The sequence below is a fragment of the Verrucosispora sp. CNZ293 genome, from assembly GCF_002754655.1.
Genome location: NZ_PEFR01000001.1, coordinates 3,461,757 through 3,473,995, shown reverse-complemented (window position 1 = coordinate 3,473,995; position 12,239 = coordinate 3,461,757). Strand labels below are relative to the sequence as shown.

Annotated in this window: 12 protein-coding genes; 9 read left to right on the top strand and 3 right to left on the bottom strand. The window is 72.3% G+C overall.

Annotation, left to right across the window (positions count from 1 at the left end; translation table 11 throughout):
- Positions 1-202 precede the first annotated feature (202 nt).
- Positions 203-1,786, top strand: a complete 1,584-nt coding sequence (gene cimA / locus CLT74_RS15700) for a citramalate synthase (protein WP_099847210.1) — start codon at positions 203-205, stop codon at positions 1,784-1,786.
- 9 nt (positions 1,787-1,795) lie between these two features.
- Here cimA and CLT74_RS15695 read toward each other — a convergent pair whose 3' ends face one another.
- Positions 1,796-2,740, bottom strand: coding sequence for an endonuclease/exonuclease/phosphatase family protein (locus CLT74_RS15695; protein ID WP_099852080.1), 945 nt, complete (start codon positions 2,738-2,740; stop codon positions 1,796-1,798).
- Positions 2,741-3,215: 475 nt separating this feature from the next.
- On the opposite strand from CLT74_RS15695, the gene CLT74_RS15690 reads away from it, so the two are divergent.
- The 7 genes from CLT74_RS15690 (at position 3,216) to arfB (ending at position 8,758) form a co-directional block, all read left to right on the top strand.
- Positions 3,216-3,713 (top strand): hypothetical protein, encoded by a 498-nt coding sequence (locus CLT74_RS15690; RefSeq protein WP_099847209.1) that lies wholly within the window; start codon positions 3,216-3,218, stop codon positions 3,711-3,713.
- Positions 3,714-3,900: 187 nt separating this feature from the next.
- Positions 3,901-4,950 carry an AAA family ATPase gene (locus CLT74_RS15685; protein WP_099847208.1) on the top strand — a complete coding sequence of 350 codons (1,050 nt, stop codon included), beginning with the start codon at positions 3,901-3,903 and terminating at the stop codon, positions 4,948-4,950.
- 26 nt (positions 4,951-4,976) lie between these two features.
- Positions 4,977-5,969, top strand: coding sequence for a DUF58 domain-containing protein (locus CLT74_RS15680; RefSeq protein ID WP_486582736.1), 993 nt, complete (start codon positions 4,977-4,979; stop codon positions 5,967-5,969).
- The gene (locus CLT74_RS15675; protein ID WP_099847206.1) at positions 5,966-6,925 is read left to right on the top strand and encodes a VWA domain-containing protein; all 960 of its coding nucleotides are present in this window, start codon (positions 5,966-5,968) and stop codon (positions 6,923-6,925) included. Before CLT74_RS15680 ends, CLT74_RS15675 begins: the two co-directional genes overlap by 4 nt.
- Positions 6,926-6,987: 62 nt before the next feature.
- Positions 6,988-7,851 carry a trypsin-like peptidase domain-containing protein gene (locus CLT74_RS15670; protein WP_099847205.1) on the top strand — a complete coding sequence of 288 codons (864 nt, stop codon included), beginning with the start codon at positions 6,988-6,990 and terminating at the stop codon, positions 7,849-7,851.
- 108 nt (positions 7,852-7,959) lie between these two features.
- Positions 7,960-8,256, top strand: coding sequence for a hypothetical protein (locus CLT74_RS15665; RefSeq protein ID WP_099847204.1), 297 nt, complete (start codon positions 7,960-7,962; stop codon positions 8,254-8,256).
- 76 nt (positions 8,257-8,332) lie between these two features.
- Positions 8,333-8,758, top strand: coding sequence for an alternative ribosome rescue aminoacyl-tRNA hydrolase ArfB (gene arfB / locus CLT74_RS15660; protein ID WP_099847203.1), 426 nt, complete (start codon positions 8,333-8,335; stop codon positions 8,756-8,758).
- Positions 8,759-8,783: 25 nt separating this feature from the next.
- Here arfB and CLT74_RS15655 read toward each other — a convergent pair whose 3' ends face one another.
- Both CLT74_RS15655 and CLT74_RS15650 read right to left on the bottom strand, forming a co-directional pair.
- A complete protein-coding gene (locus CLT74_RS15655; protein WP_486582735.1) occupies positions 8,784-9,845 on the bottom strand; it encodes a 3-methyladenine DNA glycosylase in 1,062 nt (353 codons plus the stop codon).
- Positions 9,846-9,895: 50 nt separating this feature from the next.
- Positions 9,896-11,203: a hypothetical protein gene (locus tag CLT74_RS15650; protein WP_099847202.1), complete on the bottom strand. Its 1,308-nt coding sequence runs from the start codon at positions 11,201-11,203 to the stop codon at positions 9,896-9,898.
- A gap of 133 nt (positions 11,204-11,336) precedes the next feature.
- Here CLT74_RS15650 and CLT74_RS15645 point away from each other — a divergent pair, with 133 nt between their 5' ends.
- Positions 11,337-12,140, top strand: coding sequence for a fumarylacetoacetate hydrolase family protein (locus CLT74_RS15645; RefSeq protein ID WP_099847201.1), 804 nt, complete (start codon positions 11,337-11,339; stop codon positions 12,138-12,140).
- The last annotated feature ends 99 nt before the right edge of the window (positions 12,141-12,239 follow it).

Genomic DNA, 12,239 nt, shown 5'->3' with positions numbered 1-12,239 from the left:
GCACCTGGGCCACGCGCTGTCCCGAGATGTGGGTTGTGCCTCCCAGAAACGATCCGGAGGTGGCAGAGTACCGATCGTGACCAGCACCGCCCGCATTATTGGCAACTAGCGCGCCGGCCTTCCCCTCGCCGAGCGCGCAGACCTCCCGCAGCCGCGGGGGGTCTTTTTGTTGCGCTGGCCGGTGCCTGACGAAGGGATCCCCATGACGTTCCAGGTCTACGACACCACGCTGCGCGATGGCGCCCAGCGGGAGGGGCTCAGCTACTCGGTGGTCGACAAACTCGCGGTGGCTCGGCTGCTCGACGAGTTCGGTGTCGGCTTCATCGAGGGAGGTTGGCCGGGCGCGGTGCCCAAGGACACCGAGTTCTTCCGCCGGGCGCGTACCGAACTCGACCTGAAGCATGCGGTGCTTGTCGCCTTCGGCGCCACCCGCCGGGCCGGCGCGGTGGCCGCCGACGACCCGCAGGTGCGGGGTCTGCTCGACGCCGAGACCCCGGCGGTGGCGCTGGTGGCCAAGGCCGACCTGCGGCACGTCGAGCGGGCGTTGCGCACCACCGCCAAGGAGAACCTGGCGATGATCCACGACACGGTGACCCACCTGGTCGCCGAGGGACGACGGGTCTTCGTCGACGGCGAGCACACCTTCGACGGCTACCGCCACGACGCGGCGTACACCGCCTCGGTGGTGGAGACCGCTCTCGCGGCCGGCGCCGAGCGGTTCGTGCTCTGCGACACCAACGGCGGAATGCTCCCCTCCCAGGTGACCGCGGCCATCGCCGACCTCACCGACCGGATCGGCGTCGCGCCGGAACTGCTCGGCATGCACGCCCAGAACGACACCGCCTGCGCGGTGGCCAACACCATCGCCGCCGTCGAGGCCGGCGTGCGTCACGTGCAGGGCACCGCCAACGGCTACGGCGAGCGCCCCGGCAACGCTGACATCTTCGCGGTCGTCGCGAACCTCCAACTCAAGCTCGGGCTGCCGGTCCTACCGGAGGGCTGCCTGGAGCAGATGGTGCGGGTCTCCCACGCCATCGCCGAGATCGCCAACATCGCCCCCGACACCCACCAGGCGTACGCCGGGGCGGCTGCCTTCGCTCACAAGGCGGGCATCCACGCGAGTGCGATCAAGGTGGATCCGCTGCTCTACAACCATGTGGAGCCTGAGGTGGTCGGCAACGACATGCGGATCCTGGTCACCGAGATGGCCGGCCGGGCCAGCATCGAGCTGAAGAGCCGCGAGCTGGGGCTGGATCTGGCCGGCCATCCGGAGACGCTGTCCCGGGTCACCAACCGGGTCAAGGAGTTGGAGGCCGGCGGCTGGTCGTTCGAGGCCGCCGACGCCTCGTTCGAACTGCTGGTCCGCTCCGAGCTGCCGGACGCCGCGCCGGTGCGGCCGTTCACCCTGGAGTCGTACCGGGTGCTCGTCGAGCACCGCGAGGACGGCGCGGTCGTCTCCGAGGCAACCGTCAAGATCCGCGTACGCGGGGAACGGGTGATCGCCACGGCCGAGGGCAACGGACCGGTGAACGCTCTCGACGAGGCTATGCGGGTCGGCCTGGGCCGGCACTACCCGGAACTGCGGGACTTCGAGTTGGCCGACTACAAGGTGCGGATCCTGGAGGGCAGCCACGGCACCGGCGCGGTGACCCGGGTGCTGGTCGAGACCGCCGACGGTCGGGGCGGTGGCTGGACCACCGTCGGCGTGCACCCCAATGTGGTCGAGGCGAGCTGGCACGCTCTGGTCGACGCGCTCACCTACGGCCTCGACCGGGCCCGGGTGTAGCCGGGCCGCTCACTTCTCGGCGGCGGGCAGCCGCAACTCGGCCAGGACCATGCGGTGGTCACTGCCGGGCAGCTGGTGGACCGTCACGTCGCGGACGGCGATGCGGCGGTCCACGAGCACGTGGTCGATCACCACGGGTGGGATGGGGTCGCCGTCGTACGGACCCCAGGTGCCGGTGAGCCCGGCACCGACCGAGGCGGCGGCGTCGACGTAGCCGGTGCCGAGCAGGGCGCGCAGCGGGCCGTGGTCGAGGGTGGCGTTGAAGTCCCCGGCGAGGATGCTCAGCGGTCCGTCCGGGGTGGCGGCCGGCTGGGCGGCCAGGTCGGCGCGCCAGGAACCCACCTGGTCGATCGCGTACGGGGCCGCCGGGTGCGCCGACTCGACGCGTACCGGGGGCGCGCCGGGCACCTCGACTGTCGCGTACGCCTGCGTGAAGCCCCAGCCGCCGCGTAGCTGGCGGATGCCGCCGTCGTCTATCGGGTGGCGGGCGTAGAGCCCGGAGCCGGGGGTGCCGACGACCGGGTTGAGCTGCCGGTACGCCAGCAGCTCGCCGAGGCCGAGCCGGTCCAGTTCGGCCTCGGCGGCCGGGGTGAACTCCTGCACGAGCAGCAGGTCGACCTGCCGGCTGCGGACCAGCTCGACCACCGTCCGCGGGTCGGCGGCACCCGCGAGCAGGTTGGCGGTGAGCACCCGCACCGTCGGCCCGGCAGCGCGTGGCTGCGGCGCGGGCAGTGCCCGGGGCACCACGAGCGCGAGCAGCGTCAGCGTGGTCAGCGCTGCGACCAGCGCCGGGCCCCGGCGCCGCAGGGCGAGCGCGAGCACCAGCGGGGCCAGGCTCCCGAGCGTCACGTACGGCGTGAAGGCCAACGCCTGCACCAGCGGCCCCCGGTCCAGGCCGACCGACCGCACCACCGCCCACCCGGCACCCGGCACGACGACCAGCCAGCAGAGCATGGTGACGCCCGATGGTCGCCACGTCCGCCGACCGATGGTGATCTTCACGCCTCGCAGGCTACTGAACCCGCGCTCGATGGTGCCGGGTGGCGTCGGGACGTCCTGCCGGGGCATGGGCCGGTTCGGTCGTCGTAAATTGCGGACACCGGCTTCTCGAATCAATTTCGCGAATTGTTCACGGCTTCACTTTCGCGGTTGCTGGCGTTGATCCGACAACTCGCCGACGACATTCGCACTATTGACCCCCGGCATTTTTCGGTGCTACGTTTCAGCTGCTCAGAAGGCTGTGTCCTAGTCGAAGGATCCGCAGCTCAGGGCACCTGACAGTCGGCGATCGGGATGCGTCTGCGGGGGTGCTCCCGGATGGGGCGTGCAGGCGATCAGCGCTCATTGCCGCCCGACTCGAAAAAGGCAAAAACCGCCCCGTGCGCCGCGGGTCGGCCGTATCTCGACGCCCGGACAAGGGAGACCCGTCATGACCAGATTATTCCGACGTAAGACGGCCGCGGTGGCAATCGCGGCACTGGCGCTGGCGCTGGCCGGCGGCGGCATCGCCGCGGCGAAGCCGACAGTCGAGTCCGCCCAGCCCGCTGCCCGCACCGCCCAGCAGCCGGCCGTCACCACGGCCTCGCTGAACAGCGCGAAGGCCGCCCTCGCCAAGGGCGACGGGGTGAGCACCCAGGCGGTCGCCGGCTTCTACGCCACGGCGGTCAACGCCAACGGCACAAAGGCCCGCGGCGCCGGCATCGTCATCAAGTACGGCGTCGGGGAGTACGAGGTGCAGTTCGGCACCAACGTCACGAGCGGCATCTACGTGGCGACGATCGGCCGGCCGGACTCGTGCTGCATCCCGCCGGCCGGCGAGATCTCGGTAGCGCGGCGACTGCTGACCCCGAACGCGGTCTTCGTCCAGACCCGCGACTCCGCAGGCGTCCCGGCCGACCTGCCGTTCTACCTGCTCGTGCACCGCTGATCCGTCCACTGTCACCGGCCTCCGTCAGCCGACGGAGGCCGGTGTCGTGTCCGCGCGGCGTCGGCACCAGGCCCTCTGTCGGACGGTCGGGAACGGTGTCCGGTAAGGATGCCGATCGCATGGTCTGGGCACCCTAGGGCCGCAAATTCCGACGTTTGTCTGCCGGCCTCCTCGGGAAGCAAGCACCGTGACGGACATCTCGGACACCATGGCCAGCCTGCCCCACCCGGCCGATCCGGACGCGACCGCGGCTGAGTTGGACCAGGCGCTCTTCGAGGTCAAACGCGTGATCGTCGGGCAGGATCGGCTCGTCGAACGCCTCCTGGTCGCACTGCTCGCCGACGGGCACTGCCTGCTGGAGGGCGTACCCGGGGTGGCCAAGACCCTCGCCGCGCAGACCCTCGCGACTGTGGTCGGTGGCAGCTTCTCCCGCATTCAGTTCACCCCTGACCTCGTGCCCTCCGACATCGTCGGAACCCGGATCTACCGCGCCTCGAAGGAGAGCTTCGACGTCGAGCTGGGCCCGGTGATGGCGAACCTGGTGCTGGCGGACGAGATCAACCGGGCACCGGCGAAGGTGCAGTCGGCGCTGCTGGAGGCGATGGCCGAGCGCCAGGTGTCGATCGGCGGGCGCAGCCACCCGGTGCCGGAGCCGTTCCTGGTGCTGGCCACCCAGAACCCCATCGAGTCGGAAGGGGTCTACCAACTGCCCGAGGCGCAGCGGGACCGCTTCCTGATGCGGATCGTGGTCGACTACCCGGACGGTGCCGACGAGTTGGCCATCCTCTACCGGATGAGCGCCGACCGCCCCCGGGCCCACCGGGTGCTCGACCCGGAGCGGCTGCGCGAGTTCCAACATCAGGCTCGGCAGGTCTTCGTCCACCACGCCATCGCCGAGTACGTGGTCCGGCTCATCCTGGCCACCCGTGATCCGGGCCGGTTCGGGCTGCCGGCGATGGCCGGGCTGCTCGCCTACGGTGCCAGTCCGCGCGCCACGCTCGGCCTGGTCTCGGCCGCCCGTGCCCAGGCCCTGCTCCGGGGACGGGGCTACGTGCTGCCCGACGACGTCCGGGAACTCGCCGTGGACGTGCTGGCCCACCGGCTGGTGCTCTCCTTCGACGCGGTCGCCGACGGGGTGAGCCCTGAGTGGGTCGTCCATCGGCTGATCGAGGCGGTCCCGCCGCCCCAGGTGGCCGCCGCCCGGCCGGAGTACGTGACCGACCTGGCAGTCGCCTGATGGGCCGCCGGAGCCCCACGCCGCCGGTGGCGGCGGACCCGGTGCTCGCCGATCTCACGCCCGACCAACGGCTGCGGCGGCTGGAACTCACGGTGACCCGCCGTCTCGACGGTCTGCTGCACGGTGAGCGGCACGGACTGCTGCCCGGTCCCGGCAGCGAACCGGCGGGCAGCCGCGAGTACCGGCCGGGTGAGGACGAGGTGCGCCGGATGGACTGGTCGGTGACGGCCCGCACCGCGGTGCCGCACGTGCGGGAGGTGGACGCCGACCGGGAACTGACCACCTGGATGCTCGTCGACGCCAGCCCCAGCATGGAGTACGGCACCGCGGAGCTGGACAAACGGGAACTGGCGGTGGCCGCGGTCGCCACCATCGGCTTCCTCACCGCCGGGCCGGGCAACCGGCTCGGCGCGCAGGTGCTCACGCCGTACGGGCTGCACCGGGTGCCCGCCCGGGGTGGGCGTACCCACCTGCTGGGGTTGCTCCGCGCGTTGCTGGCCGCGCCCCGGGGCGGCGGCGACCACCAGGACACCACGGCGCGGCCCGCGCCCGCCGCCGGGCTGGCCGACGCGCTGGCCGAGGTGCGCCGGGTGGCCCAGCGGCGTGGTCTGGTGGTGGTGGTCTCCGACTTCCTGGACGGCCTGCCCGACGAGGTACGGCTACCGGCCCGGTGGGAACGTCCCCTGCGCCAGCTCTCGGCACGCCACCAGGTGCTCGCGGTCGAGGTCACCGACCCCCGCGAGCTGGAGCTGCCGGACGTCGGCCTGATCACCCTGGTCGACCCGGAGACCGGCGAACACCGCGAGGTGTGGACCGGTGACCGCCACCTGCGCGAGCGCTACGCGGCGGCGGCCGCGGCCCAACGCGATCAGGTCCGGCAGGCCCTGCGCCGGTCCGGCGCGACCCATCTGGCGCTGCGTACCGACCGGGACTGGACAGTGGACATCGTGCGACACGTGCACGCCCAACGTCGGCTGGCCACCGCTGCCGCCGCGCCGCGTCGGGGCGGTGCGGCGTGATCTGGCAGTCTCCCGTCCGGCTCTGGCTCCTGCTCGGCGTGGTCGCCCTGGCCCTGGCCTATCTGGTGGCGCACCGGCGGCGCAGTCGGTACGCGGTGCGGTTCACCAATCTGCGGCTGCTCGACCGGGTGGCACCCCGTCGTCCGACCTGGCGCCGACACCTGCCGGCCGGCCTCTTCCTGGCGATGCTCGCCCTGCTCGTGGTCGGCTTCGCCCGTCCCACCGCCGAGGTCCGGGTACCCCGGGAACGCGCCACCGTGATGGTGGCGGTGGACGTCTCCACCTCGATGCTCGCCGGTGACGTCGAGCCGGACCGGCTCAGCGCGGCCAAGAGCGCCGCCCGGCGGTTCGCCGACGGGCTGCCCGACGAGTTCAACGTGGGACTCGTGGCGTTCGCCGGCAGCGCGGCGGTGCTGGTGCCACCGGGTACCGACCGGGAGGCGCTGCACGACGGGATCGAACGGCTGGCCGAGGGGGCGACGGGCGTGCAGGGCACCGCGATCGGTGAGGCGATCAGCACCTCGTTGGGCGCGGTGAAGGCGCTCGACGACCAGGCCGCGACCGAGCCACCGCCGGCCCGGATCATCCTGCTCTCCGACGGGGCGAACACCTCGGGCATGGATCCGATGGAGGCCGCCGCGGAGGCGGTGGCCTTCGACGTGCCGGTGCACAGCATCTCGTTCGGCACGCCGAGCGGCTTCGTCGACCGTGGCGGCCGGCCGATCCAGGTGCCGGTGGACGGGGAGACGCTGCGGGCCGTGGCCGAGGAGACGGGGGGTGGCTTCCACGAGGCCGCCACGAGTGCCGAACTGCGGGCCGTCTACGACGACATCGGCAGCTCGGTGGGGTGGCGCACGATGCGGCAGGACGTCTCGGCCCGGTTCATCGGACTCGGGTTGGTGCTCGCGATGGGCGCGGCGGTCGGCTCGATGCGCTGGTTCTCCCGCCTGCCCTGATTCCCGACGGGCCCGATCCGCGACAGCGGCCGTCGCCGGCCGCGCACGTGAGGAGCGTACGTATGGCAGTGCAGACCGGACTGGGCGAGCCGCGCGGACCCTGGTTCGTCTCGCCCGACCTCGACCCGGACGGGCGGGGCGGAACGGACGCGCCGGCACAGGAACGGGACCGGTTGCTGGGCGGCTGGCGTCGCCGGTTGTTGGCGGGGCTGGCGATGGTATCGATCTCCGCCGGCTCGGGAGCGGTGGCCGGCGGTTGGGTGGCCGGTCGGGACGGCGTGACGGGTCCGGCCGCCGCGTCCGCGGCCCCGGTGCCGGCGGAGTTGGTGACGGCCGCCGAGAAGACCGTGCCCGGCGTGGTGTCGGTGCTGGTGGGCGGTGGTGCTGGCGGCTCGGCGAGCGGTTCCGGCTTCGCTGTCGACTCGGAGCAGCACATCATCACGAACGACCACATCATCGCCAAGGGCCGTGGTGGACCGGTGACCGTGGAACTGCCGGACGGCCGGCGGTTCGCGGCGGAGGTGGTGGGCCGGGAGCCGGACAGTGACCTGGCGGTGCTCAAGGTGCCGTCGTCGGCCGGCCTGACGTCGCTGCCGCTGGCCAAGCCGGGTGCGACCCGGGTGGGCGAGCCGGTACTGGCCGTCGGATCGCCACTGGGGCTGCCCGGCACGGTGACCGCGGGCATCGTCAGCGCGCTGGACCGTCAGGTGCGCCTCGGCGACAACCGGCACCGGGCGGTGCAGACCGATGCCTCGATCAACCCCGGCAACTCGGGTGGACCACTTGTCAACGCGCGTGGCGAGGTGGTCGGAGTGAACACCGCGATCGCGACGATCGACGGCAACGGCTCGATCGGCATCGGGTTCGCCATCCCGATCGAGCAGGTGCAACAGACCGCCGACACGATCATCGGCAAGGGCGGCTGATTACCCAGAGCTACTGTCCGATTACGTGGAGAACGGGGCAACTGTCGGATTCCCGCGCTCGATGATCGGAGAATGGAAATATTACGCTCGGTATGGATACTGGCGTGGGTGGAGCGTCCTCTCATCGCGGTCCTCCTGCTGGTGGGCCTCATCATCGGAAGTGGCGTCGGGTCGTCGTACGCGCGCGCCCGGCGGGGCTGGAACGACTACCAGGCGGCCAAGAAGACGGTTCCCGGCGCGCGTCGTGCCGCCTGGATGCTGATCAAGGTGGTCACCACGAAGGTCGGTGTCATCGCCCTGCTCCTGATCGGCGCGGTCGCCTACGCCGCCGCCGGTGGCGGTGACGAGCCGGCTCCGGCCGCGCCGACGCCGAGCAGCAGCGCGGACGAGCGCCCCACCCGCTGAACCCGGATCGCCGGGTTGACCGGGCGGTCGCGGCGTTGGCGCGAGCGGCTCCGGAGCCCCACGCTAGCCTCAGGGCGTGGACGACGGACTGCGGGTGACCGACAGGTGGACGGTTCCCGCCGCTGAGCTGCGGGAGCGTTTCTCCCGGTCGTCCGGACCGGGCGGGCAGGGAGTCAACACCGCCGACTCGCGGGTCGAGCTGAGCTTCGACCTGGCCGGCTCACCGAGCATCCCCGAGTCGCTACGCACCCGGGCGCTGGACCGGCTCGCCGGACGGCTGGTCGACGGCGTACTGACGATCGCGGCCAGCGAACACCGGGCACAGTTGGCCAACCGTGAAGCCGCCCGGGAACGCCTGGTGTCGCTGCTCCGCGAAGCGGTCGCCCCGCCGCCGCCACCCCGCCGGCCGACCCGCCCGTCCCGGGCGGCCAAGGAGCGGCGGCTGACCGAGAAGAAGCGTCGCGGGCAGCGCAAGCGCGACCGCCGGGTGGACGGCGAGTAGTCGGCCGTACCTGGCGTCGCCCAGGTCACGCCTCGGCTCGGGCCGCCGGCCCGGCCCGGTCCGGAGCCGCTGCTGCTGCTGCCTGCTCCGCCGTTGCTGCCTGCTCCGCCGCTTCGGCCCGGTCCGTCGCTTCGGCGCGCTCCGGAGTCGCCGCTTCAGTCCGGTCCAGCAGGGCCGAGCAGACCTCGATCAGCCGGGCCCGCAACCGGTTGGCCCGCAGGGCGAACCCGCGTTGCCGGGCCACGTACTCGGCCTTGCCTTCCGGGGTCTCGATCGCCACCGCCGGCTCGCCGTACGACGAGAAGTCGTACGGCGACGCGCGCATGTCGAGCAGCCGGATGTCCCCGGCCAGCTCGAAGCAGTCCAGCGCCAGGTCGCCGGGGACGGCGGGGCCGAGCTTGGTGGCCCACTTGTGGCAGTCCATCGAGGCGTGCAGGCAGCCCGGCTGGTCGAGATCCACCTGACTGGCCCGCGTCGGTCGGAGGTGGTTGCGGCCGACCGCCTCCGGAGTGAAGAACCGGTACGCGTCAAAGTGCGAGCACCGGATCTGGTGCGACTCGACCACCGCGTCGGTGCCCCGCTGGCCGAGTCGAAGGGGCAGCGGATGACGGTGCTCACGCTGGCGGTACACCATCGCCCACTCGTGCAGGCCGAAGCAGCCGGTGAAGGCTGGTCGGGAGGCGATCGCGGTCAGCAGCCGGTGGATGAAGCGCACGGAGTCCCCCCGGTCGGCGCGGAACGCGTCGACGTCGAGGCGTACCGCCCCGTCCGGGTCGGTCGCGTACCAGCGCCACGAGTGGTGCGGTGCCGGACCGTCCGGGCCGGCCTCCAGGCGGACACCGACACCGGGATGCCACCGCCGCAGCACCGACGGTCGGGTGCCGTAGTAGTCGTACAGAAAATCGTCGATGGCGTGGCGTTCCCCGGTGGCCCGGCGGGCCCGGTGACCCTCGGTCAGCGAGTCGGCACGCTGTTCGTGACCGGCCAGCAGGGGCCGCCAGGTGGCCGCCGGAAGGCTGGTCACCACCGCCCGCCCGGCGCGCGAGGCGCACCCGCTCCCACCGCCGACGGCGGAGGTGGCGGACATGGGGACGGCGGTCACGGCCCCAAGGGTACGACCGCCGTCCCGCCGCACTGTCAGGGCACGTCGACCCGTACGCCGGCGGAGAAGACGCCGCTGCGCAGCTCCAGCCGCTGCGGCGCTTCCCGTCCGTTGATCGTGAAGACCAGCGGCAGCACCACGCGGCTGCCGGCGGCAAGCGGGTCGGCGAACACGTCCCGTCCCTGGTTCACCCGTCGGGTGGCCGGCTCGTCGGTGGTGACCCAGTTGCCGTTGGCCAGGTACGCCCGTTGCAGCTTGCCGTGCCAGCTCTGGTGCTCCCGGGTGAGGTTGCGTACCCCGACGGTCGCCTGGCACTGCCGCGCGCCCCGACCCGGTTCGCAGGTCATCCGGTAGACGGTGAATTCGAACGCGTCCTCGCGCAGCGGCATCCCCAGCACCCCGCTGACCCCGGTGCCCTTCCAGGCGCCACTTGTCGGTTGGCTGTCCGCGTCGATGGCGACGACCCGGCGGGTGGCCGACCACGCGGCGGCGCCCACCGTGCCGGCCAGCACGATCGCGGCCACCGGCACCACGACCCAGACCGGCGGCTTGCGGCGTCGGACCGGCGGCCGGGGAGTGGCCGGGCGTGGATAGATCGTGCCCGGCCCGTCCGAGGCCAGCGCCGCGGCCACCGGCCGGCGGCGGTGTCGCCAGGTGAGCAGTCCCACCAGACCCAGCACCACCAGCGCGACTCCGGCGGCCAGGAGCGCCGGAGCCTGGCGACGCCACCCGGTGGGCTCCTGCGACTGGGTCGCCATCCCGGGCGCCGTCCAGGTGGCGCTCGCACAGTCGTACGGCTGCCGACCGTCGCTGGCGAAGGCGCACGTCGGTGCGGTGAGTGGCTGTCGGGAGGTAGCTGTGGTGAGCGTGGTGCCCAGGGTGGTGGTGCTGTCCGGCGGCAGCTTCAGCCGCCAGGTCACCTCGGTCCCCGTCGACCCGCCGGGGCTTACCACCCGGCCGCCGTCGCTGACAGTGGTCGCCGAGACGCCCTGGGGCAGTTCCTGGCGGACCGTGGTGTCCACCGGGGTTCCGCTGGCGTTGCGGACCTCGATCCGGTACCCGGGCGCGGCGCTCTGCTCCGGCGCGACCCGCACGCTCACCTTCGGTCTGGCGGCCGGCGAGGCCACCCGGGTCGGTGTCGGCACCGCCGGCGGTGCCGCCGGCATGCTGGGATCGGGTGTGGCCGCCGCCGGCTGGAGCCGCCCGGCCGTCGGAGCGGCCGGGACGGTGGCCGTCGGAGCGGCGGGGACGGTGGCCGTCGGCAGCACCGGCAGGGCGGTCAGCAGACCGATGCAGTGCACGATCGCCGCTAGGGCCTTGTGGTGTCGTGTCGATGCAGGCATGCGAACGAACCTCCGCAGCCGACGCTAGGGGCGGGGGCGCGTCGGGCGGGTACGAAGCGGCGAATCCGGCCCCGGCGGTGGCCAACGCGGGTAAGCTGCGGCGATCGCCCGCTGGCCGCACTACATTGGCCCTGTGCGTATCGCTCGTTTCGCTCATGCCAAGGGAATGTCGTTCGGGGTCGTCGAGGGGGAGCCGGAGGCGGGCCCGCAGGGGCTCACCATCGCCGAGATCTCCGGCCACCCGTTCGGCCAGATCACGTTCAGTGGAGTCCGCTGGGCCCTGTCCGATGTGCGGCTGCTCTCACCGATCCTGCCCAGCAAGGTGGTCTGCGTCGGCCGCAACTATGCCGAGCACGCCGCCGAACACGGTGCGGAGGTGCCGAAGGAGCCGCTGTTGTTCCTGAAGCCCTCGACCTCGGTCATCGGCCCCCGGGACGCGATCCGGCTACCGGAGTTCAGCAAGCAGGTCGAGCACGAGGCCGAGCTGGCGGTGGTGATCGGCGCGCCCGGCGCCCGTCGGGCGGACCGGGCCGCCGCGGAGCGGGCCATCTTCGGTTACACCTGTGCCAACGACGTCACCGCCCGGGACCTGCAACGTTCCGACAGCCAGTGGACCCGGGCCAAGGGGTTCGACTCGTTCTGCCCGATCGGGCCGTGGATCACCACCGGGCTGGACGTCACCGACCTGGAGATCCGCTGCGAGGTCGGGCGCGACCCGGAGGAGATGGAGGTACGGCAACTGGGGCGTACCGGGGACATGGTCTTCGACGCGCCGGCACTTGTCTCGTACGTCTCACACGTGATGACGCTGCTGCCCGGTGACGTCGTGTTGACCGGCACCCCGGCGGGGGTTAGCCCGCTCACGGACGGGGATACGGTGAGCGTCCGGATCGAGGGGATCGGTGAGCTGACCAACCCGGTCGTGTCGGCGGCCTGATCGCCGGCCTGATCGTCGTTTTGGCAGCTCAGGTGCCGTTTGGGGAAGTCGATTTGGCCTGTCGGTGCCGGGAGGGTAGAGTTTGTTCCCGGCGCCGCA

Excerpts from the sequence above, each read along its gene's own strand:
- cimA (WP_099847210.1), top strand. The coding sequence starts at position 203 with ATGACGTTCCAGGTCTACGACACCACGCTGCGCGATGGCGCCCAGCGG.
- CLT74_RS15695 (WP_099852080.1), bottom strand. The coding sequence starts at position 2,740 with ATGCTCTGCTGGCTGGTCGTCGTGCCGGGTGCCGGGTGGGCGGTGGTG.
- CLT74_RS15690 (WP_099847209.1), top strand. The coding sequence starts at position 3,216 with ATGACCAGATTATTCCGACGTAAGACGGCCGCGGTGGCAATCGCGGCA.
- CLT74_RS15670 (WP_099847205.1), top strand. The coding sequence starts at position 6,988 with ATGGCAGTGCAGACCGGACTGGGCGAGCCGCGCGGACCCTGGTTCGTC.
- CLT74_RS15655 (WP_486582735.1), bottom strand. The coding sequence starts at position 9,845 with ATGTCCGCCACCTCCGCCGTCGGCGGTGGGAGCGGGTGCGCCTCGCGC.
- CLT74_RS15650 (WP_099847202.1), bottom strand. The coding sequence starts at position 11,203 with ATGCCTGCATCGACACGACACCACAAGGCCCTAGCGGCGATCGTGCAC.